Raw genomic sequence first — 22,821 nt, 5'->3', positions numbered from 1 at the left:
AAACTCTATTAAAAAGGTCAGTCAAATATATTCAAATCTATTTAACTGACCTTGATTTTTATTTCACTTCTTGTTTGTAAAACTCTTTCAAAGCATCTTGCCATGTTGGGATGACAAACCCTGTAGCCTTAGCCTTAGCCAAACTCATTGTTGAGTTAAGTGGACGTTTAGCTTTAGCTGGGAATTGGCTTGAATCAACAGGTTTCACTTCAACATCAGTATCTTTGAGGATTTCAACCGCAAAGTCATACCAAGTTGTATCTTCTGCTGCATCATTTGACAAGTGATAGTAACCATATTCCTTACGGTTTTCAGCCAAATAAGTCATAAATTCTGCCAAAGTACGTGTCCAAGTTGGACGACCATGTTGGTCATTAACAACTGTGAGTGTCTTGTGAGTCTTAGCAAGATTTTGCATAGTGAAGACAAAGTTCTTACCATAGTTACCGAACACCCAAGCTGTACGGATAATGTAGTAGCTTGAAACATGTTTTTCAACTAACTCTTCACCCATACGTTTTGTACGGCCGTACTCTGTCTGTGGGTCTGGTTTGTCATCAACTTCCCACTCTTGACCAACTGGTTTTTCACCATCAAAAACGTAGTCCGTTGAAATATAAACCAGCGTTGCACCATGTTTTTCGGCAGCTTTAGCGACATTTGCAGTACCTGTCACATTAATAGCATAGTCAAGCTCTTTGCCTTCATCTTCAGCAGCATCAACAGCTGTGTAGGCAGCACAGTGATAGACCAAAGTTGGTTTTACTTCTGCAAACACTTCATCTACTTTTTCAGCATCTGTGATGTCCATTTCTGCCACATCTACTGCTACATACTCTTCGTTACGCTCGTCAAGAAGGTGACGAAGCTCGGTTCCGAGTTGGCCATTTGCACCTGTTACTAGAATCATATTTTTCTCCTTGTAATTTTCATTAATAGCACTTTAATTTTATCAAAAAAAGCAGAAAAAATCTGCTTTCATTTATAATTCTATACAACAAATTTATTTGTATAAATAGTTGGTTTCCTTCACCCTTTTTCTTTAATAACATACACTGGCCGTTTCTTGGTTTCTAGGAAAATCTTTGAAATGTAGTTCCCGATGATTCCCAAGGCTAAGAGTTGGATTCCTCCGATAAAGAGGATGATTGAGACGAGGCTTGCCCAGCCTGCAACACTCCCACCTATAGTTAGTTTTCGGATAACGACAAAGACAATTCCAACCAAAGAGATTAAGAATGAGAAGGTTCCTGCCCATGTGGCAAGCTTCAACGGTACTTCTGAGAAGTTGATAAAGCCATCAAGTGAATAGCTCAATAGGCTCCAGAAAGACCATGAGGTTTCTCCTGCCACACGTTCACGATTTTCATAAGAGACGTAGGCCACATCAAAGCCGACCCAAGAAAAGAGCCCTTTTGAAAAGCGATTCACTTCCTTGAGCTCAAGGATGGCGTCAACAACCTGACGCGTCATCAAACGGAAATCACGTGCCCCGTCTACCATTTCTGTGTCAGAAACTTTATTAATCAACCAATAGAAGGCCTTAGCAAAGAGTGAACGAATAGGTGGTTCACCTTTGCGGTCTGCACGTCGTGTCCCGACAACGTCGTAACCTTCTTGGATTTTGGCATACATCTCGATAAGAAGTTCAGGTGGATCCTGAAGATCGGCGTCCATAACTGTGACGTAGTCGCCTTCAGCTGCTTCAAGTCCTGCAAGTAAGCCTGCTTCTTTCCCGAAATTACGAGAGAAAGAGAGATAGTGAACATTTTCAAATTGTTTTGAAACCTGTCTCAAAACCTCTAAGGTGCGATCTTTTGAACCGTCATTGACAAAATAATAGTTGAAAGTCAACTGATTGGCCATTTGTCGTTCAACTGCCTGACAAGCCTCTAAAAAAGGATGAATAGTCTCTTCCTCGTTATAACAAGGAACAACGATAGCCAGTGTTTTCATAAGATTTCTCCTAACGAATACCTAGGGCGATACGAGCATAACGACTCATCTTTTCGATAGTCCATGCTGGTGTCCAGACCAATTTAACCTCTGTCTTAGTGACTTCTGGTACTTCTTTCATAGCGTCATAAATTTGGTCTGTCAAAAGGTCTGCCAGTGGACATCCCATAGTCGTCAAGGTCATATCGATTTCAGTATAGCCATCTTGCTGGAAACGGATATCGTAAATAAGGCCAAGGTTGACAATATCAATCCCCAACTCCGGGTCAATGACCATTTCTAAGGCTTCCAAGATACGGTCTTTGATTTTTTCAATTTCTGCTTCAGTGTATTTTACTTCAGACATAGCTTTTCCTCCAAAATCAGGGCCTAATAATCAGGCCCCTTCCATTTACTATCTTAGTCTTCAATAAAGTCTTTAAGTTGTTTACTACGGCTTGGGTGGCGCAATTTACGAAGGGCTTTAGCTTCAATCTGACGAATACGTTCGCGAGTGACGTTGAAGACTTTACCAACATCTTCCAAAGTACGCATCTTCCCATCATCAAGACCGAAACGAAGACGAAGAACATTCTCTTCACGGTCTGTAAGGGTATCAAGCACTTCATCCAATTGCTCACGAAGAACTACACGAGTTGTGTAATCTACTGGATTTTCAATAACTTCATCCTCGATAAAGTCACCCAAATGGCTATCATCTTCTTCACCGATAGGTGTTTCAAGAGAAACCGGCTCTTGAGCAATCTTAAGGATTTCACGAACCTTATCTGGAGTCATATCCATACGTTCAGCGATTTGCTCAGGTGTTGGGTCTTGTCCCAACTCTTGCAAGAGGTTACGTTGCTCACGCACCAATTTATTAATAGTTTCAACCATGTGAACTGGGATACGGATGGTACGTGCTTGGTCTGCGATGGCACGTGTGATTGCTTGACGGATCCACCATGTCGCATAAGTTGAGAATTTGAAACCTTTAGAATAATCAAATTTATCAACGGCTTTCATAAGCCCCATGTTACCTTCTTGAATCAAGTCCAAGAACTGCATACCACGTCCCACATAACGTTTTGCGATTGAGACTACCAAACGAAGGTTGGCTTCTGCCAAACGTTGTTTAGCTTCCAAGTCACCATTTTCAACAGCGATAGCCAATTCTTTTTCCTCTTCGTTACTCAAGAGAGGCACTACCCCAATCTCTTTGAGGTACATACGAACAGGGTCATTGACCTTGGCTGAATTTGAACCAAGAAGCTCCTCGTCTGTCAACTCTTCTGGTTTTGGGGCTTCAACAACATATTTAGATGAAGGATTCCCATCCTTATCAGTGATAGAGATACCACCGTCTGTCAAACGTTCCAAAAGGTCATCAATCCCATCAGCATCAAGAACAAATGGGATAACAAGTTTTTCTGTGACTTCATCATCAATTGCTGTACCAGCTTTTTTGTGGTTACGAATGAAATCAGCGACTTGAACGTTAAATGCTGTATTTTGTTTTTTCTTTGCCATGTGTTACTCCATATCTCGTTTTTGGGCGATGAGCATCTGCAGGGCTTCCACCGCTGCATCCACATCACCGTGGTTACTTGATTCTCTTATTTGTTTACTTTGCTTACGAAAGTCCTGTTCCCTCAATAAATGATTTCTACGCTCTTCGATAGCCTGAACTTCTTCAAGACTGGTTTCAGGTGGTAAAATCTCCTCTAAAACCTGATAATAGGCTGTTTGCACCTCTTGAGAAAGTAGAGACAAAGCTACGGTATCAATCTGACCATCCTGTTTCAGAATATGATAAAGCTCCTCTAACTCAGGTGTTTGGAAGAAAAACTCCTCTCTCATGCGATAGTCATTCAAAATCATAGGATGATTAAGCATACGATGGAAGAGTTGATTTTCCGCTCGACGAAGACCTGTAATCTTAGGTGTAGAAGGTAGTTTGACCGTCCCTCTGAATCCTGACGCTGAAGACTCATAAGCACTATTACTAGCAGCCGATAATTGAGCCGTCTGCTGATTCCTCATGGTCAACCGTTCGTTATTGACCGCTTGCTCGACTTGGAAAAAATCAAAGTCAGGCAAAAGGTCAGCCACCTTAGAAATGTAAGAATTTTGTGCCGTCACAGAAGGTGACTTGGCAATAATCTTAGCAATCTGCTCAACATAGGCAATCTCTGCTTGAAGATTGTCTACATTAGCAGGCTTGAGCTGTCCAATCCAAAATTCCACATCTGAAATGCGGGACTCGACCAAGAGTTTCCCCAAAGCCTCTTCGGATGTTTTCTGTAGATATTCATCAGGGTCCATATTGTCTGGAATTTTAACAATATCGACTTGAAAATCCGATAAAAGCTCAAGAGACTTGGCAATCGCATTTTGCCCAGCCTTATCACCATCATAGGTCAGAACAATTTTCTTGGTGAGTTTACGCAGACGATTGACATGTTCAGGGGTCAACGCCGTCCCCATAGAAGCCACAGCATTAACATGCCCAGCCCTATAGGCAGCAATGACATCCATGAATCCCTCCATCAGATAGACTTCATGAGTCTTCTGAATCACCGGTTTAGCCTGATCGAGGTGGTAGAGTTCATAAGACTTATTGAAAATGCGGGTAGTCCTTGTATTTTTGTACTTGGCTTGTCCTTTTTCAATATCGTCCTTAGTCCAAACACGCCCTGAAAAACCGATGGTCTTTCCAAACTCATTCTTAAGCGGAAACATGATTCGATTTTTAAAAGTATCGAAAAGACGATTACTTTCAGAAAGATTAAAAAGACCTGATTCTGTCAGCACCTCTTCGTCATATTTTTTTGATACAGACTGATAGAGATAATCTGGTTCGTCAGGGGCTAGACCAATCTGGAAGGTCTTAAGTAAATCGTCAGTCATACCACGCTCATAGAGGTAGGCACGCGCTGCTTCTCCTATCTTGGTCGTCATCAGGACTGCGTGATAAAACTTAAGCGCATCCTCATGAAGATCATAGAAGGCTTGATTAGGAGAATTCTGTTGCTGAGCCTGTCTTGGTGCGTCTATCCTAACTGCAATACCTAAGCGGTCTGCCAGAACCTTAACACTTTCTTGGAAAGAAATCTGACGGTATTCCTCTAAAAATTTAAAGACATCCCCAGACTTTCCGCAACCAAAACAATGGTAAAACTGTCTGTCCTCAATAACATTAAATGAGGGGGTTTTCTCCTTATGGAAGGGGCAGAGACCCAGGTAATTACGACCTGCGCGATTAAGACTGACAACTTCACCAATCACGTCGACGATGTTGGTGCTGCTCTTAATATCTTCTATTAAAGCTTTATCAATCACCATCTAATCGCCCCCTATCTTACCATAATTGCATTACCCCTAATTATAACACGATGAAAAATGAAAGTAAAATAAAATTGATTTTACATGAGCAAATCTCTTGTCAAGATTTACAAAATCAGATAAAATATTAAAAGTAAATAAAAGAAAGGATTCATTGTCAAAATGATTAAAGAACTTAAAGACTTTTTGTTCAAGGGTAACGTCCTTGATCTTGCTGTAGCCGTTGTTATGGGGGCTGCTTTCAACGCTATCATCACTTCACTTGTTGGTGATATCATCACACCACTTATCCTTAACCCAGTTGTTAAGGCCGCTAACGTTGAAAACCTCTCTAAATTGTCATGGAACGGTATCGCATACGGTAGCTTCTTGAGCGCAGTTATCAACTTCATCATCGTTGGTACTACTCTCTTCTTCGTTGTTAAAGCTGCTAGCAAAGCAACTGCTCTTAGCAAAAAAGAAGCTGAAGATGCTGCTGAAGCAGCAGGTCCATCACAAGAAGAATTGCTTACTGAAATCCGCGACCTTCTTGCAAACAAATAATCTTTATTTGTTCAACTAAAGACATATGAAACTTAAGACGTCTGAAATCTCAGACGTCTTATTTTTTGTATCTCATACCTACTAACCGACTTCTTTATTCGATGAAAAGAAAAAAACTTGAGAAGACTCAAGCTTTTTTCTGTTAATTTCATTCTTAATTAGAATTTTTTACGTTTGCGAGCTGCCTCTGATTTACGTTTACGTTTTACAGAAGGTTTTTCGTAATGTTCACGTTTACGAGCCTCTTGAAGAGTACCAGCTTTAGTCACAGAACGTTTGAAACGACGAAGAGCGTCGTCAAGTGATTCGTTTTTACGTACTACTGTTTTTGACATTGAATTCACCTCCTCAAGATAATGTAACATTTTACACGTTCTATTCAAGTATACAAGACTCGCCTTTTTCTGTCAAGAAATATATTTAAGTTTAGGAATTTTTGCTATTACAGTTGACTTCTAAGTCTACTAAAACTATCCAAGTTTTTTCCTATACAAAAACTAGAGGAGGCATCTCCCCTAGCTACTGATTTATTCAACTGCTGTGTATTTAGAAGCATCCTTGATGTACTCGTCGTAAGTACCATCTGCTTTCAATTTCTTGACGACTTTGTTGACTACTTCTTTCAATCTTTCGTTGCCTTTAGCCATAGCGACTGCTTTTGCATCGCCATCATCAACTTTGAGGGCAACGCTTGCCAAAGCCAAATCTGAATTTTGTGCCACGTAACCTTCTGCTACTGGTTTTTCAAGGTCAACAGCATCAACTTGGCCAGATTTCACCTCGTTAATCGCCTCACCCATTGCTGTAAGTGATACGACTGTTGAATCTTTCAATTGTTTCTTAGCAAGGCCTTCTTCAATGGTACCTTTTTGAACTGCTACTTTCTTACCTTTGAAAGCATCAAGACTTGAGTAAGTAGACTCTTGATCTTTGCGAACGATGATAGCATTTTGTGTTTCGTAGTAAGGATATGAGAAATCAAAGGTTTTCTTACGTTCGTCTGTTACTGAGATACCTGAAATAGCAAGATCAGCCTTACCTGATTGAAGGCTAGAAAGGACATTGTCAAAGCTCATTGTTGTAACTTCAAGCTTAACACCGAGTTCATCAGCGATAGCTTGTGCCAACTTGATATCTGAACCAACTACTTGGTCTTTACCATCTACCAAAGTTTTGAACTCAAATGGAGCATAGTCTGGGCTGACAGCCACGACAAGTTTTTTATTTTCTTTAATGGATAAGTAAGCATCCTTTTTTGACCCACAAGCTACTAAAGTCACAGTAGCAAGGAGAGCCATAGCCCCAAGGAAAAGTTTTTTCATTTTCATAAGAAACTCCTGTATAAATATAATTTTTCGCTTGTTATTTTACTTAAAATTAGTAGCATTGTCAACATTTATTAAGAAATTGCGACAGTTTTTCCAAGCCCTTTTGAAGGACCTCCTTATCGCAACAATAACCAATGCGGACATGCGACTCCTTGTCAAAACGGTTACCTGGAACCACAAGCACACCGTACTCCTGAAGAAGCTCTAAGGCGAACTCTTCAATGGGACGGTCAACATCTAATTTGACGAAGGAAGTTGACACACTGGCAGGACGAATCCAGCTAGCCTTAGGCTCTTTGGCAATCCACACGTCCATAAGAGCTAGATTTTCCTCTACAATCTGACGATTACGTTCCAAGATGGCTTCTTTATTTTCTAAAACAAGGGTAGCCACCATATCGTCGAAGACACCTGCACAAATCATTGTGTAATCGCGGTAGTCCCGCAGAATGTCTGCCACCTCAGTATTAGAAGCTACCCAACCAACTCGAATACCAGGAATCGAATAGGTCTTTGACAGACTATTGACGGCAATGCCCCTTTCATACAAATCCACAATAGAAGGCGTAGGCTGGTCAAAACTGAGATAGACCTCATCTGAGAAGATATAGGCGTCTACTTCTTTAGCGATAGCCACCAGCTCCTCGAGGTAAGCAGCGTCCATAAGGGCACCGGTAGGATTGTTGGCGTTGTTAATACAGATCATCTTGGTATTAGGGCGAATCAGACGACGGAGTTGGTCCAAATCAGGCAACCAGCCCTTGTCCTCTTCAACCTCCCAGAGATCCACGTCTGCCCCTAGCGACTTAGGAATGTCATAGAGCTGTTGATAGGTCGGATACATGGAAATGACATGGTCGTCAGGCTCAATAAGAGCGTAAAGAGCTAGCATCGTCGCTCCTGTAGCCCCATTGGTTTGGAGGATATTATCAACCGGCATGTTCTTGTATAAGCTAGCCACTTGAGTTTTGAACTCTGGTGACCCCTCAATCCAGCCGTAATCCATCTTTTTCTTTAGAAGTTGGGCAAAAAAGGCATCCTTATCAAGGCCTGACAGGTCAAATAATTCTTCCATTGTGAGGGCCTTAATTGAAACTCCTGCGATATCATATATGGCAGATTTTTCATGGACATTAAGCCATTCTTCAACACCAAAACGTGGTAGCTTCATAGTTTCTCCTTGCTTTTCTTAAGCACTCTATACGATGTCATTTGTCTATTTGAACAGACTTACCTACTTTGATAATAACTGTTTTTAGCAGAGAATTCAATAAAAAATGGGGTATTCCCCATTTAGATTTAAGAATTTTTGGAGACTCCCCTTAAGTGAATAAAGCGAGGACCAAACAAGACTTTTCGTTGTTGATGAAAGCACCTGAAATCTGCTCGTTTCAGGTGCTCAGGAGTTTTCCAAAAGAAAGTTTTTAAATTTACTTACTTTGTTTGTAGGTTGATGCTTCTTTCAACCATTGGTCAAATTTTCCAGAGTCCTTAGTCTCTTTGATGACGGCATTAATTTCTTTAAGCAAGTCATCTGAACCCTTACGTGTTGCGACGGCATAAGCATCTGTGCCATCTGACTTGAGATTAAAGTTGGCAAGGGTTAAATCATCATTTTGAGCGATATAACCTTCTGCAATGGCCTTCTCAAGTACAACTGCTTGAAGCTGACCTGATTTAAGTTCGTTAATCATTTCACCATTTGAAGCTAGTGATACGACACTTGCCTTAGGGATTTGTTTCTTAGCAACGGTTTCTTGAACAGACCCTTTTTGCGTACCGACCGTTTGTTTTGCGAGACTATCAGTGCTTGTGTAGTCATTTACCTTGTCTTTTTTGACAATCACTACATTTTCTGACGTATAGTAGCTGTCTGAAAAATCATAAACCTTCTTACGTTCGTCTGTCACCGAAATCCCTGCAATGGCGATATCGGCTTTACCACTTTGTACGTTAGCAAGAACATTATCAAAAGACATCACTGAAAATTCAACCTTTACACCGAGTTTTTCACCGATAGCTTTGGCCAACTCGATATCTGCTCCAACTAGCGTATCTTTGCCGTTAACCAACGATTTGAACTCAAAAGGCGCAAATTCAGATTCTGTTGCCACGACAATTTTCTTCTTTTCCTTAATCGTTTTGGGACTTACTCCCTGACTTCCGCTACAAGCAACTAGAAAGCAGGTAGCGACTAGAGCTGTAAGGATAAACCAAAATTTCTTCATATAATAACCCCTTATTTAGTAGAACTCTTAAGAGAGAGAGCATAGGCATCTTGAACATAGCTGTCAATCTTACCTTCTTTTTTGAGTTTAGCGATAACCTTATTAACCTTTGCTTTTAGCTTATTGCTTCCTTTAGGCATTGCGACGGCATAGGCATCTTTTGAATCTGACTTGAGCGTAATGTCTGACACAGCTAGATCACTGTTTTGATCTACATAACCTTGTGCAATGGCTTTTTCAAGAACTACTCCTTCAACTTGACCAGATTTCAATTCATTGATAGCTTCACCAGGTTGTGCCAAGGATACCACATTAGCATCTGACAAGTTTGCTTTGGCAATATTTTCTTGAATAGAACCTTTTTGAACGGCCACAGATTTTTTAGCAAAATCACCAGTCTGTTTGTAAGTTTCTGTTGCATCTTTTTTGACAACAAGGACCGTTTCAGACTCATAGTAGGTATCTGAGAAATCAAAGATTTTCTGACGTTCTTTAGTGGCTGAGATTCCGGAAATGGCGATGTCTGCTTTACCAGACTGAACATTGGCTAAGACATTATCAAAAGACATTTCAGAAAATTTGACTTTTACACCAAGCTCATCTGCAATAGCCTTAGCAATTTCGACATCTGCCCCAACAATCGTATCCTTACCATTTTGGATCGTCTTGAATTCAAAAGGAGCGAAGTGTGGATTAAGAGCAACTGTCAAAGTTCCTTTATCTTGTACCTTTTCCAAAGTGTCCTTCGACGAAGAACAAGCTGCTAAAGTCGTCAAAGCAAAGATCCCTGCAAATCCCAACAAAAGTTTTTTCCATGTTTTCATAATCAATCTCTTTTCTATATTTATTAACTTATGTAAGTATAATAATGTATTATTATGCATTTGTCAATGAAAAAATGAACTTTTATTGATTATAATTTTCATTTTTATTAATTTTATCGTCATTGCAAAATCTAAAAATTACTTATTTAAAGCTCTTCTTTCTGATTTTAACGACAAAAAAACTATTCATTCATTTGAATAAATAGTTCATATTCTTACCAAAATTCTCGGATAAAGTCATTTTCAAGACGCTCACGATAGAAAAGTTCAGAGAGTTGGTCCTCTTCAAACACGCGCAAGAGGTTGAGCATGTCATAGGCCAGCTCCATCTTAGGAACATCCTCCCTGGCAACCCAACGGACTTCTCCCTCTTCTGTCGAGTGAATGTCACCTTCAAAGTCTGAAGTTCTATAGAGGAAAACAAGATAACGCTCATCATCTGTCGTGTACCAATGCTTCATACCAACCAATTTAGGATTTTTAATGGTCAATCCAGTTTCTTCCTTGACCTCACGAATAACTGACTCCACTAGCCCCTCGTGTGCTTCAATATGACCACCAGGTAGGGCAGCACCCGACCAAGAATAACGCTTGGAATCGCGAATCTGCATGACAATATTTCCATGGTCATCTTCGATGAGACACATGTTGGTTAGGATAGTAGCTTGAGAACGTGACATAGATAGTCCTTTCTAGTAAGTAATCAAATAAAATCTTAACAATTAGTTTTTAATCGACTCTCGATGTCGCAAATGCAGATAAATAGAAGCATAGAAAGCCATAAACAATATATAACCAAACATTGGTATCCAAACAAATTCTCTTTCTATAGTCCACATTGGCTCAAAAATAACTTGCGTATAACTCTCCCTCTCTTTCAATTTTTATACCTTCTATAGCATGAATTAGAAACACATAGAGGTTCAAATTTAAACCAATAAAAGCCGCAATTTTTCTCTGATGCTTATGGACAAGAAGCAGGATGGGCCAGAGAAGAAAGTTATATTCAAACGGAAACAGTACACCACTTCGATATAAGGAGGGGAAATAAACATAAATCAGAAAAGAAATAACTAAACCTGGTATAAAAAGACAGATTGTCTTAAACCAACTTGAATTCAATGTTACCTCCTTTTTTGCAAGCTCATCTTGCTAAAGCATTAACCTAACGTCCAGTGTTTCTAATCCATACTCTTCAGTTCTAGCACCATATCACGGATTTGAGCCGCTAATTCAAAGTCAAGTAGTTCTGCTGCTTCGTGCATTTGTTTTTGAAGTTTCTTGATGGCTTCTTGGCGTTCTTTCTTGTTCATGGCACTGTAGTCCACAGTATCCTCTGCTACCTCTGCTTCATTAGCCTTGGTAATCGAAATAAGGTCACGAATTTCTTTCTTAATCGTTTGTGGAACAATACCATGCTCCTTATTATAGGCCATCTGGATTTCACGGCGACGAGCTGTTTCATCCATGGCTTTTTGCATAGACTCCGTAATCTTATCTGCATACATAATAACGTGACCTTCGCTATTTCGGGCAGCACGTCCGATCGTTTGGATAAGTCCACGTTCGTTACGAAGGAAGCCTTCCTTATCCGCATCCAAAATAGCAACCAGACTAACCTCAGGAACGTCAATCCCTTCACGAAGAAGGTTAATACCGATAAGAACATCAAAGACACCTAGACGCAAGTCACGGATAATCTCCGTACGTTCCAAAGTCTTAATGTCAGAGTGCATGTATTTAACCTTGACACCCATTTCCTTGAGATAGTCAGTCAAGTCTTCAGCCATCTTCTTAGTCAAAGTGGTTACAAAGACACGCTCGCCTTTTTCAGTTCGGGCATTGATCTCACCAAGGAGGTCATCCATTTGTCCCATAGTTGGACGCACTTCGACTTCTGGATCAAGAAGCCCTGTCGGACGGATGATTTGCTCAACGACAGTCTCAGTTTGCTCCATCTCATAGTCCCCTGGAGTGGCAGACACATAGACAATCTGATGAACATGACTCTCAAATTCTTCACGTCGAAGTGGACGGTTATCAAGCGCTGATGGCAAACGGAAACCGTAATCAACCAACATCTTCTTACGGGCCTGGTCCCCGTTATACATTCCCTTAATCTGACCCATGGTCATGTGACTTTCATCAATCATGATAAGGAAATCTTCTGGGAAGAAATCAAGCAAGGTGAAGGGGGGCTCGCCTTCTTTACGTCCATCCATGTGTCGTGAGTAGTTTTCAACACCATTGGTGTAGCCCATTTCACGAAGCATTTCAACATCGTATTCAGTCCTCTGGCGGATACGTTGAGCCTCGATGAGCTTACCCTCAGCTTCAAATTGCTTAACCTGGGCTTCCATCTCTTCCATAATATTCTTGATGGCTTCTTCCATATGCTCTTCATTGGTCATAAAGTGAGTCGCCGGGAAAAGAACAAGGTGCTCAACCTCGCCGAGATTGCGTCCTGTCAAACTTTCAATCTCACAGATACGGTCAATCTCATCACCGAAAAATTCCACACGAAAGGCGTGTTCATCGCGGCTAGCAGGGAAAATCTCGACTACATCACCGCGTACACGGAATTTCCCACGTTGGAAATCAATGTCATTTCGCTCAAACTGGATATCAACTAGGTCATTGAGCAACTTGTCTCGAGAAATCTCTTGCCCTGGACGAAGACTAACCGCTGAATCGGCATATTCTTTTGGCGAACCCAAACCGTAAATACAAGAAACGGAAGCCACAACGATAACATCATTACGCTCAAGGAGGGCCGATGTCGCTGAGTGACGGAGCTTATCAATTTCATCATTTACAGAGCTATCTTTTTCGATATAGGTATCCGATGACGGTACATAGGCCTCTGGCTGATAGAAATCATAGTAGGAAACGAAGTATTCTACAGCATTGTCTGGGAAGAACTCCTTGAACTCACCATAAAGCTGACCTGCCAAAGTTTTATTGTGGGCGATAACCAAGGTTGGTTTATTGACGCGCTGGATGACCTGACTCATGGTATAGGTCTTACCTGTCCCAGTCGCTCCCTTTAAGATTTGAGCCTTCTCACCACCTTCAATATTGTCCACCAAGGCTTCGATGGCCTGAGGTTGGTCCCCAGAAGGTTCATATTTAGAAACCAAATGGAATTGGTTGTCTTCTTTTCTATCTATCATTCTTTTTCCTTTCATTTATGTAATCATTCATCTCTTGGTCGGAGAAAAATTCTCCTTCTGCGATAGAAATGTGAATCATTTTTGTCTCAGCAACGTATTTTCTCTTTTTTCGTGTCTGAAAACCAAGTTTTTTATCATATTTCAAGGCCGTTTTACTATCATTGAAAAAAATGTATAAAACTCTATATCTCTGCCTTTCCCAAGACCTTATATTTCCGAAATCATCGATACATTTTAGAATATAGTATATAGTCGACGAGTGTTTGGCATCATCCATTGGCGTTGACCAATCCTTCATAACCAAGTCAATCTCAGACAGCGGAATCTCAAAGGTTACTCGTCCACATAACCTTCCATAATAAATAAAGGTATCATTGTTAATTTCCAAAATTTTTTTATGACCTTTAAGTCTCACAATACCGTCAACTAAATTAGTCAGAGCATGAAGAAATATTAGTAAAATGAAGAAGGCAACACAGTTATCTACAAAGTTCCCAAAACGATAATCATCTATAAGAAACCAGCAGAATAGACCGGTGGAAGCGACAAGAAATATAAGTCCATAGACAATTTGTACACAAATCATACCTCGCTCAAGTCTAACTCTCATCTCTTCCTCTTTTAAAGCGTTTCTTCTATTTTAACACAGAAGTAAAAAGACCGAGTCTTTGAACTCAGCCTTAAAAGTTTTCTTTTTTCAATTGTAGACGAAGGATGATAATCCCTACTAGGAGAACGAGACAGGTAACAAGATTTCCTTCTAGACCAAAAGCTCCTCCTGACAACCAATCAGGCACGCCTGACCTGGCCTGAAAGTGCAATAAGCTGGCGCCTGCATTCTGTCCACTAACTGCCACGCCAACTAGATTCCCTTGCGCAAAGTTCCAAGCACCGTGAAGGGCAGCGACACCCCAGATATTATCTGTCTTGAGCATGTAAAGAGCCAAAAGAACTCCTACTAGAACAATACTGATTAGAGACAAGGCGGTAACACCTTGATTTCCTAGGTGTAATATTGAAAAGAAAGAACTTGAAATAGCAATTCCCCAGGAAAGGTTCAATTTATTAGTCACCGTCTGAAGTAACCAACCACGTGTCACCAGTTCCTCGGTTCCACCTTGAATAAACCAGAAAGGTATTAGGGATAGTATGTATAAGAGGGTTCTCTGAGAAAAGTCTACTTTAACAAATTCTAACCCTCCAAGTAAATAAGTCCCAAGGAAACTCGCTAACAAGAGCAAAGTTCCAAGTCCCCAACCCTTAAGCAAGTTCAACCAGATATGACCCTTGAAAAATCCTAGTGTACGAATGGAACGTTTTTCAACAACTTTGACCCAGAAAAAGATAACTAAGGCAGTAAAGGCAAATGTTCCCAACTGAAAATACATGTTTGAAAACATCTTATAGGAAATCGTATTTATATCCTGGAACTGAATGTTACCATTTAATACTAAGAAAGAAAGAACAATAGCCATTGGAATTCCCACAACAATCCCTGATAGAAATCCACCTACAAGGACATAACCAAAGGCAATAAAACAGGACAGCATAATCATCAGCCAACTTGGAACTTTATCATATCGGCTAGTATATTTCTCAAGCATACGTTTCTTCATTTTTTAGCTCCTGTAACAAATCTTACATGTATTCGATTACAGTGTAACTAATTGACACAAGCTTGTCAACTTCTTCTCAGATAGCTCTCATAGCTAACGAATCTTGTTACATTTCCTAACATCAAACTCCAAGAAGTTTGATAACAAGACCTTTTTTTGATAGAATAGGAAGGTATTTTATAAAGGAGACTTTTTATAATGAAGAAAAAACTTCTGACACTCTTCTTGAGTGCCATGTCAGTTTTCTTTGTTTTCGGAGCTAAGGTATCTGCTGAAACAATTTCAGTCGTTTCAGACACAGCCTATGCCCCATTTGAATTCAAAGATTCTGATCAGACCTACAAAGGTATCGACGTTGATATCATCAACGAAGTTGCCAAACGTAAAAATTGGGATGTTAACCAAACCTTCCCTGGTTTCGATGCAGCTGTTAACGCTGTTCAATCAGGCCAAGCAGACGCCCTAATGGCCGGTACTACTGTTACCGACGCACGTAAGAAGGTCTTCACTTTCTCAGACACTTATTACGACACTTCAATTGTTATCTACACACGTAGTAGCGACAAAGTCAGCGACTACAAACAATTGAAGGGTAAAACAGTCGGTGTTAAAAACGGTACCGCTGCTCAAACTTGGCTTGATAAAAATGCTAGCAAATATGGTTTTACAGTTAAAACTTTTGACACTAGCGACTTGATGAACAACAGCTTGGATTCTGGTTCTGTTGACGCAGCTATGGACGACACACCAGTTGTTAAATACGCTATTGGTCAAGGAAAAGACTACGCTATCAACATTAAGCCTGAATCTATCGGTAGCTTCGCTTTCGCTGTTAAAAAAGGCGGAAAACACGAAAATCTTATCAAAGACTTCAACGAAGCTCTTAAGGAAATGAAGAAAGACGGCACCTACGATAAAATCATGAATAAATGGTTGGGTGACTCAGAAAAATCTTCTTCCTCAAAACCTTCAGCAGATCTTAAATTGACTGGTGATGCTAACGCAAAAGCCACTCCTGCTAAGGAAACCTACACTATCTCAATGGACTCATCTTTTGCTCCATTTGAATACCAAAATGGTTCAGGTAAATATGTAGGTATCGATGTTGATATCATCAATGCTATTGCTAAAAACCAAGGCTTCAATGTCAAATTGACAAACCCTGGTTTCGATGCATCACTTAATGCTGTACAATCTAGCCAAGCTGATGCCGTATTGGCTGGTATGACCATCACTGATGCTCGTAAACAAATCTTTGACTTCTCAGATCCTTACTACACATCAAATATTCGTTTGGCTGTAGCCAAAGGAAGTAAGGTTAAATCTTACAAGGATCTTAAAGGTAAGACTGTAGGAGCTAAGAACGGTACGTCATCATACTCATGGTTGGAAGACCACGCTGGTGAGTATGGCTTTACTGTTCGTGCTTACGATGAAGCTTCTACTATGTATGACAGCTTGAACTCTGGTTCAATCGATGCTCTTATGGATGATGAAGCCGTTCTTCTATACGCTATCCAACAAGGACGTAACTTTACAACACCAATTGAAGGTATTGCTACTGGTGAAGTCGGATTTGCTGTTAAAAAAGGCACTAACCCTGAGTTAATTGAGATGTTCAACAATGGTTTGGCTGCTATCGTTAAAGATGGTACTTACGATAAGATTATCAATAAATACCTCGATAACAACAAATCAAAAGAAGGAAGCTCAAAAAAAGCTACCGATGAAACAACCATCGTAGGCTTGATTAAAAACAACTACAAACAACTTCTCCAAGGTCTTGGAATTACCCTTGGATTGACCCTTCTTTCATTTGCTATTGCCATGATTATCGGTGTTATCTTCGGTATGATGGCAGTTGCACCAAACAAGACACTCCGAGTGATTTCGCAAGTCTTTGTTGACGTGGTTCGTGGTATCCCATTGATGATCGTTGCAGCCTTCATCTACTGGGGTATTCCTAACTTGATTGAAAATATCACTGGTCACCAGTCACCAATCAATGACTTTGTGGCAGCGACAATTGCCCTCTCACTTAACGGTGGTGCTTACATTGCCGAAATTGTACGTGGTGGTATCGAAGCTGTTCCTATTGGTCAGATGGAAGCTAGCCGAAGCTTGGGTGTCCCTTACAATACAACAATGCGTAAGGTTATCTTGCCACAAGCGGTTCGCTTGATGTTGCCAAACTTTATCAACCAATTTGTTATCTCATTGAAAGATACGACTATCGTATCAGCTATCGGTTTGGTTGAACTCTTCCAAACTGGTAAAATCATCATTGCTCGTAACTACCAATCATTCCGTATGTATGCGATCTTGGCCATCCTTTACTTGGTCATCATCACATGCTTGACGAAATTGGCTAAACGACTAGAAAAGAGACTTAAATAATGGCTGAATTGAAAATCGATGTGCAGGACTTGCACAAATCATACGGCGACAATGAAGTCCTTAAAGGCATTGACGCCAAATTCTACGAAGGTGACGTTGTGTGTATCATCGGTCCTTCAGGTTCAGGTAAATCAACCTTCCTTCGTACGCTTAACCTACTTGAAACAGTGACATCTGGTAAAGTAGTCGTTGATGGCTATGAATTATCAGATTCTAAGACAAATCTTGACAAAGCCCGTGAAAATATCGGGATGGTCTTCCAACATTTCAACCTCTTCCCACACATGACAGTCCTTGAAAACGTGACATTTGCACCTGTTGAACTCGGACGTATGAATAAGGAAGAAGCTGATAAATTAGCTATGGATCTTCTTGATCGTGTGGGACTTGCTGACAAGGCAGATGCAATGCCAGATAGCCTATCAGGTGGACAAAAACAACGTGTGGCAATTGCCCGTGGTTTGGCAATGAATCCTGATATCATGCTCTTTGACGAACCGACTTCTGCCCTTGACCCTGAGATGGTCGGAGACGTTCTTAACGTTATGAAAGAATTGGCAGAGCAAGGTATGACCATGATTATCGTTACTCACGAAATGGGATTTGCTCGTCAAGTTGCCAACCGAGTAATCTTTACTGCGGACGGTGAGTTCCTCGAAGATGGTACTCCAGATCAAATCTTTGATAACCCACAACACCCACGTTTGAAAGAATTCTTGGACAAGGTTCTAAACGCCTAATTATCAAAACAGTTACTCTTGCTAGAGTAGCTGTTTTTGATTACCATTTTGGATAAGAAAAACAGAGCAAGTGCTAGACTTGCTCTGTTTCTTCATTTAGTTCAGGGTGTTTTGCTGCTTCTTCCCTTGCCAAGCGTTCACGCTCAAGACGGAGTTTTCGGTTAGGATTTAAGCGCGTAAAGAGTTCTTCAAGTTTCTTTGGATTCCAAACATCGGCCGCAGAAACAAAATTTCCATCTTTATCCCTGAAGGATATCGGTTTATCTCCCATTGTAAACCTCTTATTTCAATAATTTATTGTATTCAGCAGATATTTATATCACACTTAGCCACGCCACACAAGTCGGTCGAGTATACCGACTTTACGTAGTTAGTGAGGTTGATAGGCAGTCCGCCATAGCGGCTGCCGTAGACTATCTTGTGCTTCAGCACTTAGAGAGTCTTTCAACGTCAATCCACAAACTCAAACTCGAAGTTGCCGATACGAACGATGTCGCCATCCTTAGCACCACGTTCACGAAGCGCTTCATCAACTCCCATACCACGCAATTGACGTGCAAATTTCATGATAGATTCGTCACGTTCCATGTTGGTCATAACAAAGAGTTTTTCAAGTTTCTCACCAGAAAGTACCCATGAGGCATCGTCGTCACGGCTAATTTCAAATGGACGTTCATCCTCATTAAAGCCGTAGTAAACTTCTTCTTGTTCCATATCGTCTTCGCTATAAAGCAAGAATTCATCAGTCTCATCAAGTAACTCTGCAGTAGCTTCCAAGAGATTTTCCAAACCTTGGTGAGCCAAACTTGAAATTGGGAAAATTTGTGGCAACTCATCAAATTCATCGTAGTTAGCAGCCAATTTTTCCTTAAACTCTTTCAAGTTTTCCTCAGCCCCGGGCATGTCCATCTTATTAGCCACAATAATTTGTGGACGTTCCATCAAGCGAAGATTGTAAGTTTCCAACTCTTTGTTAATTTGAAGATAATCCTCGTAAGGATCACGCCCTTCACTCGCTGACATATCAATCACATGAAGGATAACACGTGTACGCTCAATGTGGCGAAGGAACTGTGTTCCCAAACCAACACCCTGGCTAGCGCCCTCAATCAATCCTGGAAGGTCAGCCATGGCAAAGCTCTCACCTGACTTCGTACGAACCATCCCCAAGTTAGGAACAATTGTCGTAAAGTGATAGGCACCAATCTTTGGTTTTGCTGCTGTTACCACACTGAGGATCGTTGATTTACCAACGGATGGGAAACCAACCAAACCAACATCCGCCAAAATCTTCAATTCCAATTGAAGTTCACGTTCTTCACCTGGTTCACCATTTTCAGCGATTTCGGGAGCAGGGTTACGAGGTGTCGCAAAACGGATATTTCCTCGTCCACCACGTCCACCGTGAGCAACGACAAACTCTTGGCCATCCTCAACCATATCAGTAATAACCTTGCCTGTCTCAGCATCACGCACCGTTGTACCAGGCGGGATACTAACGATGAGGTCTTCAGCACCTCGTCCGTGCATTCCCTTGGTCATCCCTTTTTCGCCATTCTTAGCCTTGAATTTACGATTATAACGGAAATCCATAAGGGTACGCAAACCTTCGTCAACTTTGAAAATGACTGAGCCACCCTTACCACCGTCACCGCCCCAAGGACCGCCATTGGGTACATATTTCTCACGACGGAAGGCAACCATTCCGTCTCCACCACGACCAGCTTTGACACTAATCTTGGCTGTATCTAAAAACATACTCATCTATATTTCTCTCTTTCTGATTTGTATGCCATGTACAAATTCAATCACAAACGAAAGAATTTCCGACATACACAAAAAAACGCTTGATAGCGTCTTAAAGGACAGCTGCGACTGCTTGGAAAATCAATGCCCCAACTGTTACTAATAGCATAATCAAAACGACCAATACTGTTAGACGTTCAAAAAATGATTTCTTACGTGGTCCGTTATCTCCAAATGCCACTTGAATTTACCTCGTTTTTTCTTCTAATATTTCACAATAATAGTAACAAAAATCTGCCTATTTCGCAACTCTTAGACTAGCTTAAGCCAAAGGAATTCCAAAAACCGTTAAAGCTTCCAACTCCTCCTCGGTCAAACGTCGCCAAGCACCTAGATCTAAATCATCTGGCAGGCTTAGGGGCCCCATACTGAGACGTTGTAAATCTGTCACTTCCTTGCCACATGCAGCTACCATACGCTTAACCTGATGGAATTTCCCCTCAGCAATGGTAATCTGAACCAAGCTAGTCCCAGCAGCCCTATCTACTGATACAATCTCTAGTTTAGCTGGTTGGCAAGTGTGATCTTTGAGTTCAATCCCTTTTTCAAATGCCAGAATATCCTCCTGATCCATGATACCATCCACCTTAGCCTGATAGATCTTGTCCACATGTTTCTTGGGCGACAGCATGGCGTGAGCTAAGTCACCATTATTGGTCAAAAGCAGGAGGCCGTGAGTATCAATATCCAAACGTCCAACAGGAAAGACCTGCTTATGTCTAGCTGTATCATCCAGTAAATCAAGCACTGTCTTGTGACGAGCATCCTCCGTCGCTGAAATGACACCCTGAGGCTTATTTAAAAGATAGTAAACAAAGGTCTCGTGTGTTAATGCTTGACCTTGAAAAGCAATCTGGTCTTGATTCTCATCAATCTGAGTCTTAGGTGATGTCTCCACCTGACCATTTACGGTCACTTGCTTCTTTTTGAGAAAGGTCTTGACTTGACTGCGACTACCAACACCACAATCAACCAAAAACTTATCCAGACGCATCTATACTTCCTCCTTTATTGGAATCCAAACTTCCATTTCATAATCTTCAGCCTGACGATTCCCTGGTGGATAAACCTCTACAGTTGGCTGATTAATCATTTCAAAATGTTTCTTAGCATAATGAAAACTCTCCCAAACAGCTGCGGTTGCAGGCCCTCTAAGTGTAAAAACCGCATAAGTAGCTGGTGCAAGAGCAATCATTTCCATACTATCGTCCTCACCAGACAAGGCCGTTACATAAGTCTTGCGACTACCATCATTGATCCGAATACCATAGGTAGGAACAGCCAAATCATCTTGTTCTGCCAAAAAGGGTACCCAAAGGAAGTCTGTTGGCTTACCTAGTTCCTCACCTTCAAAAGCCATCCCTGAAAAACTCAAAAATCCCTTTCGAACAACCTTCACATCATAACGAACGGTTACTAAATCTAGCTTTTGAATCACTTTCTTCAGTTTTGTCAGTTCAACTGGAACCTCATCCGCTAGGACATAGGAAATCTTTTCTACAAATGCTTCTTTTTCAGCATTACCAGAACCTATAGGAACCAATACCCAATCTTCTGCTGTGACACCTTGATCTTCACAAAGGTAGGTAAAGTGCTTTCCTCCTTCGTTAAAAGACACATCAGCTAAACGAAAAAGGGGCTCAGGCAAATCGACAATCACCATCTCAAGCCCCTTTGCTTGAAACAAGAGCTCTTGATCCCTTAAACGCACCTTCATAGCCAAACTATCACTATCAATAGAAAAGCTGTTATCCAAGTCCATTACAGACTGAAAGAAGGCTTGGTGTAACCCTGAAAAAGTCCAGACGGCATGCCAACGACACATCATCTCATAATCATCAATGGTCACAAGAAAAGAGAGCTCCTGCTGGTCTGACGCATAAGAATAGGCTTGAACACTCAATTGGTCTGGTGTCAGGTAGTCATTAACAAAGACCGCAAAGTCATCCATGGTTTGAAAATCTGACATAAACGCTCCTTTTCTATTCCTCGACCGAGCCTGTCACATACATGGTAAATGTAGCCCTCGTAAGAATTTTCTCTTCCTGATTAGTAATGACAACTTCCACCACCTTAGTCGTCTTACCATTATGAACACACAGACCTTCAATCTTGAGTTGGTCAGACAAATGCCCTGCCTTGAGATAATTGATATTAGACTGAAGCGTCACCGCATAGTCACCTGTTGAAATGGCTACGAGCCCTGCGACCTGATCACAAAGCGTAAACAAATAGCCCCCGTGAGCATTACCAAAATAATTCAGGGACTTCTCGACTACCTTAGTTGTCACGATGACATGTCCCGTTTCAAATAGTTCTTCTTGAAAATTCTCAAACACTCGGATTTCATGTAGTTTGTCTTGCATAGCAAGCCCTCCTATTGTTGCTCATTCCACACCTAGTGAAATGACACGTCTTTATCTACTAGTATAACACGAAGTTCATAAAGGATAGTAAGCTTATTTGGCTAAGCTAATATCAACCTGAATATCTTCACGAAAAAGCTTCTTCACTCGGCAAAAATTATCCACAAAAGCCAAGAGTTCTTGCTCATTTTCCAAAATCAGATCCTCAGGTAAATGAATGGCAAGGGTGAAACGGTCTTCTTCATAGTTGGAATCAACCTGAATAGCAAGCTCCTCGATTTCCTGATATTTGGCAAAATAACTCTGTAGACACATGGTCACACAGGAAGCCAAGGCAATATTCACCAAGCTCATCGGTGTTTCCCCATCTTCCGTATAGCCAAAAAGTTCCACAGGTGCCCCATAACCCTCTGAAAGCGAATGGAAACGTTTGTCACCTTTAATTGTTGTTTGATACATCATGTCACCTCAATCTGTTTTTTATTATTATAACAAAGAGAGCCTTAAGGACCGAGCTGAA

Annotated in this window: 24 protein-coding genes; 3 read left to right on the top strand and 21 right to left on the bottom strand. The window is 41.0% G+C overall.

Annotated elements, in window-relative coordinates; genetic code table 11:
• Positions 1-58 precede the first annotated feature (58 nt).
• From rfbD to dnaG, 5 genes are all read right to left on the bottom strand, one after another.
• Positions 59-910 (bottom strand): dTDP-4-dehydrorhamnose reductase, encoded by an 852-nt coding sequence (gene rfbD, locus HMPREF2607_RS08825; RefSeq protein WP_070476736.1) that lies wholly within the window; start codon positions 908-910, stop codon positions 59-61.
• 119 nt (positions 911-1,029) lie between these two features.
• Positions 1,030-1,956 carry a glycosyltransferase family 2 protein gene (locus tag HMPREF2607_RS08820; RefSeq protein ID WP_070476734.1) on the bottom strand — a complete coding sequence of 309 codons (927 nt, stop codon included), beginning with the start codon at positions 1,954-1,956 and terminating at the stop codon, positions 1,030-1,032.
• A gap of 10 nt (positions 1,957-1,966) precedes the next feature.
• Positions 1,967-2,302 carry a metal-sulfur cluster assembly factor gene (locus tag HMPREF2607_RS08815; protein WP_002884757.1) on the bottom strand — a complete coding sequence of 112 codons (336 nt, stop codon included), beginning with the start codon at positions 2,300-2,302 and terminating at the stop codon, positions 1,967-1,969.
• A 53-nt stretch (positions 2,303-2,355) separates the two neighbouring features.
• On the bottom strand, positions 2,356-3,465 hold the full coding sequence (gene rpoD, locus HMPREF2607_RS08810) for an RNA polymerase sigma factor RpoD (RefSeq protein ID WP_002884252.1): 1,110 nt from the start codon (positions 3,463-3,465) through the stop codon (positions 2,356-2,358).
• 3 nt (positions 3,466-3,468) lie between these two features.
• On the bottom strand, positions 3,469-5,280 hold the full coding sequence (gene dnaG, locus HMPREF2607_RS08805; RefSeq protein WP_070476733.1) for a DNA primase: 1,812 nt from the start codon (positions 5,278-5,280) through the stop codon (positions 3,469-3,471).
• Positions 5,281-5,442: 162 nt separating this feature from the next.
• On the opposite strand from dnaG, the gene mscL reads away from it, so the two are divergent.
• Positions 5,443-5,823 (top strand): large conductance mechanosensitive channel protein MscL, encoded by a 381-nt coding sequence (mscL, locus tag HMPREF2607_RS08800; protein ID WP_037601679.1) that lies wholly within the window; start codon positions 5,443-5,445, stop codon positions 5,821-5,823.
• 158 nt (positions 5,824-5,981) lie between these two features.
• On the opposite strand, the gene rpsU is transcribed toward mscL, so the two are convergent.
• The 9 genes from rpsU to HMPREF2607_RS08750 all read right to left on the bottom strand — a co-directional run bounded on the left by rpsU (position 5,982) and on the right by HMPREF2607_RS08750 (position 14,992).
• On the bottom strand, positions 5,982-6,158 hold the full coding sequence (gene rpsU / locus HMPREF2607_RS08795) for a 30S ribosomal protein S21 (RefSeq protein ID WP_002884573.1): 177 nt from the start codon (positions 6,156-6,158) through the stop codon (positions 5,982-5,984).
• A gap of 192 nt (positions 6,159-6,350) precedes the next feature.
• Positions 6,351-7,145, bottom strand: coding sequence for a transporter substrate-binding domain-containing protein (locus tag HMPREF2607_RS08790; protein WP_037601831.1), 795 nt, complete (start codon positions 7,143-7,145; stop codon positions 6,351-6,353).
• A gap of 67 nt (positions 7,146-7,212) precedes the next feature.
• Positions 7,213-8,322, bottom strand: a complete 1,110-nt coding sequence (locus HMPREF2607_RS08785) for an aminotransferase (RefSeq protein WP_070476731.1) — start codon at positions 8,320-8,322, stop codon at positions 7,213-7,215.
• Positions 8,323-8,581: 259 nt separating this feature from the next.
• Positions 8,582-9,379 carry a transporter substrate-binding domain-containing protein gene (locus HMPREF2607_RS08780; RefSeq protein ID WP_002884336.1) on the bottom strand — a complete coding sequence of 266 codons (798 nt, stop codon included), beginning with the start codon at positions 9,377-9,379 and terminating at the stop codon, positions 8,582-8,584.
• An 11-nt stretch (positions 9,380-9,390) separates the two neighbouring features.
• Positions 9,391-10,203 carry a transporter substrate-binding domain-containing protein gene (locus HMPREF2607_RS08775; RefSeq protein WP_070476729.1) on the bottom strand — a complete coding sequence of 271 codons (813 nt, stop codon included), beginning with the start codon at positions 10,201-10,203 and terminating at the stop codon, positions 9,391-9,393.
• A gap of 215 nt (positions 10,204-10,418) precedes the next feature.
• Positions 10,419-10,883 carry an 8-oxo-dGTP diphosphatase gene (locus HMPREF2607_RS08770; RefSeq protein WP_049527715.1) on the bottom strand — a complete coding sequence of 155 codons (465 nt, stop codon included), beginning with the start codon at positions 10,881-10,883 and terminating at the stop codon, positions 10,419-10,421.
• Between the two features lie 501 nt (positions 10,884-11,384).
• Complete coding sequence (gene uvrB, locus HMPREF2607_RS08760; RefSeq protein ID WP_021143783.1) at positions 11,385-13,376, bottom strand: excinuclease ABC subunit UvrB; 1,992 nt, start codon at positions 13,374-13,376, stop codon at positions 11,385-11,387.
• The gene (locus HMPREF2607_RS08755; RefSeq protein WP_070476725.1) at positions 13,366-13,986 is read right to left on the bottom strand and encodes a hypothetical protein; all 621 of its coding nucleotides are present in this window, start codon (positions 13,984-13,986) and stop codon (positions 13,366-13,368) included. Before HMPREF2607_RS08755 ends, uvrB begins: the two co-directional genes overlap by 11 nt.
• A 70-nt stretch (positions 13,987-14,056) precedes the next feature.
• On the bottom strand, positions 14,057-14,992 hold the full coding sequence (locus tag HMPREF2607_RS08750) for a CPBP family intramembrane glutamic endopeptidase (protein ID WP_070476724.1): 936 nt from the start codon (positions 14,990-14,992) through the stop codon (positions 14,057-14,059).
• Positions 14,993-15,190: 198 nt separating this feature from the next.
• Here HMPREF2607_RS08750 and HMPREF2607_RS08745 point away from each other — a divergent pair, with 198 nt between their 5' ends.
• Together HMPREF2607_RS08745 and HMPREF2607_RS08740 are read left to right on the top strand one after the other, a co-directional pair.
• Complete coding sequence (locus HMPREF2607_RS08745) at positions 15,191-17,389, top strand: ABC transporter substrate-binding protein/permease (RefSeq protein ID WP_070476722.1); 2,199 nt, start codon at positions 15,191-15,193, stop codon at positions 17,387-17,389.
• Complete coding sequence (locus tag HMPREF2607_RS08740; RefSeq protein ID WP_002886797.1) at positions 17,389-18,129, top strand: amino acid ABC transporter ATP-binding protein; 741 nt, start codon at positions 17,389-17,391, stop codon at positions 18,127-18,129. Before HMPREF2607_RS08745 ends, HMPREF2607_RS08740 begins: the two co-directional genes overlap by 1 nt.
• A 73-nt stretch (positions 18,130-18,202) precedes the next feature.
• On the opposite strand, the gene HMPREF2607_RS08735 is transcribed toward HMPREF2607_RS08740, so the two are convergent.
• The 7 genes from HMPREF2607_RS08735 to HMPREF2607_RS08705 form a co-directional block, all read right to left on the bottom strand.
• Entirely contained in the window at positions 18,203-18,400 is a 198-nt protein-coding gene (locus HMPREF2607_RS08735; protein WP_002884415.1) for a hypothetical protein, read from the bottom strand.
• A 179-nt stretch (positions 18,401-18,579) separates the two neighbouring features.
• Complete coding sequence (gene obgE / locus HMPREF2607_RS08730) at positions 18,580-19,893, bottom strand: GTPase ObgE (protein WP_022496325.1); 1,314 nt, start codon at positions 19,891-19,893, stop codon at positions 18,580-18,582.
• Between the two features lie 94 nt (positions 19,894-19,987).
• Complete coding sequence (locus tag HMPREF2607_RS08725; protein WP_002884629.1) at positions 19,988-20,116, bottom strand: DUF4044 domain-containing protein; 129 nt, start codon at positions 20,114-20,116, stop codon at positions 19,988-19,990.
• Between the two features lie 81 nt (positions 20,117-20,197).
• Positions 20,198-20,929, bottom strand: a complete 732-nt coding sequence (locus HMPREF2607_RS08720; RefSeq protein ID WP_070476720.1) for a pseudouridine synthase — start codon at positions 20,927-20,929, stop codon at positions 20,198-20,200.
• A complete protein-coding gene (locus HMPREF2607_RS08715) occupies positions 20,930-21,904 on the bottom strand; it encodes a GyrI-like domain-containing protein (RefSeq protein WP_070476718.1) in 975 nt (324 codons plus the stop codon). It lies immediately after the preceding gene.
• 13 nt (positions 21,905-21,917) lie between these two features.
• Complete coding sequence (locus HMPREF2607_RS08710) at positions 21,918-22,301, bottom strand: PaaI family thioesterase (RefSeq protein ID WP_021143776.1); 384 nt, start codon at positions 22,299-22,301, stop codon at positions 21,918-21,920.
• Between the two features lie 93 nt (positions 22,302-22,394).
• Entirely contained in the window at positions 22,395-22,760 is a 366-nt protein-coding gene (locus HMPREF2607_RS08705) for an OsmC family protein (protein ID WP_070476716.1), read from the bottom strand.
• Positions 22,761-22,821: the final 61 nt, after the last annotated feature.

This window comes from Streptococcus sp. HMSC078H03 (genome assembly GCF_001808655.1).
Classification (GTDB): Bacteria; Bacillota; Bacilli; order Lactobacillales; family Streptococcaceae; genus Streptococcus; species Streptococcus salivarius_G.
The sequence above is the reverse complement of the archived record's forward strand: the minus strand, read 5'-3'. Positions and strand labels throughout refer to the sequence as shown.

Bases quoted from the DNA above. Each gene is read 5' to 3' on its own strand.
- rfbD (WP_070476736.1), bottom strand. From the start codon at position 910: ATGATTCTAGTAACAGGTGCAAATGGCCAACTCGGAACCGAGCTTCGT.
- HMPREF2607_RS08820 (WP_070476734.1), bottom strand. From the start codon at position 1,956: ATGAAAACACTGGCTATCGTTGTTCCTTGTTATAACGAGGAAGAGACT.
- HMPREF2607_RS08815 (WP_002884757.1), bottom strand. From the start codon at position 2,302: ATGTCTGAAGTAAAATACACTGAAGCAGAAATTGAAAAAATCAAAGAC.
- rpoD (WP_002884252.1), bottom strand. From the start codon at position 3,465: ATGGCAAAGAAAAAACAAAATACAGCATTTAACGTTCAAGTCGCTGAT.
- dnaG (WP_070476733.1), bottom strand. From the start codon at position 5,280: ATGGTGATTGATAAAGCTTTAATAGAAGATATTAAGAGCAGCACCAAC.
- mscL (WP_037601679.1), top strand. From the start codon at position 5,443: ATGATTAAAGAACTTAAAGACTTTTTGTTCAAGGGTAACGTCCTTGAT.
- rpsU (WP_002884573.1), bottom strand. From the start codon at position 6,158: ATGTCAAAAACAGTAGTACGTAAAAACGAATCACTTGACGACGCTCTT.
- HMPREF2607_RS08790 (WP_037601831.1), bottom strand. From the start codon at position 7,145: ATGAAAAAACTTTTCCTTGGGGCTATGGCTCTCCTTGCTACTGTGACT.
- HMPREF2607_RS08785 (WP_070476731.1), bottom strand. From the start codon at position 8,322: ATGAAGCTACCACGTTTTGGTGTTGAAGAATGGCTTAATGTCCATGAA.
- HMPREF2607_RS08780 (WP_002884336.1), bottom strand. From the start codon at position 9,379: ATGAAGAAATTTTGGTTTATCCTTACAGCTCTAGTCGCTACCTGCTTT.
- HMPREF2607_RS08775 (WP_070476729.1), bottom strand. From the start codon at position 10,203: ATGAAAACATGGAAAAAACTTTTGTTGGGATTTGCAGGGATCTTTGCT.
- HMPREF2607_RS08770 (WP_049527715.1), bottom strand. From the start codon at position 10,883: ATGTCACGTTCTCAAGCTACTATCCTAACCAACATGTGTCTCATCGAA.
- uvrB (WP_021143783.1), bottom strand. From the start codon at position 13,376: ATGATAGATAGAAAAGAAGACAACCAATTCCATTTGGTTTCTAAATAT.
- HMPREF2607_RS08755 (WP_070476725.1), bottom strand. From the start codon at position 13,986: ATGAGAGTTAGACTTGAGCGAGGTATGATTTGTGTACAAATTGTCTAT.
- HMPREF2607_RS08750 (WP_070476724.1), bottom strand. From the start codon at position 14,992: ATGAAGAAACGTATGCTTGAGAAATATACTAGCCGATATGATAAAGTT.
- HMPREF2607_RS08745 (WP_070476722.1), top strand. From the start codon at position 15,191: ATGAAGAAAAAACTTCTGACACTCTTCTTGAGTGCCATGTCAGTTTTC.
- HMPREF2607_RS08740 (WP_002886797.1), top strand. From the start codon at position 17,389: ATGGCTGAATTGAAAATCGATGTGCAGGACTTGCACAAATCATACGGC.
- HMPREF2607_RS08735 (WP_002884415.1), bottom strand. From the start codon at position 18,400: ATGGGAGATAAACCGATATCCTTCAGGGATAAAGATGGAAATTTTGTT.
- obgE (WP_022496325.1), bottom strand. From the start codon at position 19,893: ATGAGTATGTTTTTAGATACAGCCAAGATTAGTGTCAAAGCTGGTCGT.
- HMPREF2607_RS08720 (WP_070476720.1), bottom strand. From the start codon at position 20,929: ATGCGTCTGGATAAGTTTTTGGTTGATTGTGGTGTTGGTAGTCGCAGT.
- HMPREF2607_RS08715 (WP_070476718.1), bottom strand. From the start codon at position 21,904: ATGTCAGATTTTCAAACCATGGATGACTTTGCGGTCTTTGTTAATGAC.
- HMPREF2607_RS08710 (WP_021143776.1), bottom strand. From the start codon at position 22,301: ATGCAAGACAAACTACATGAAATCCGAGTGTTTGAGAATTTTCAAGAA.
- HMPREF2607_RS08705 (WP_070476716.1), bottom strand. From the start codon at position 22,760: ATGTATCAAACAACAATTAAAGGTGACAAACGTTTCCATTCGCTTTCA.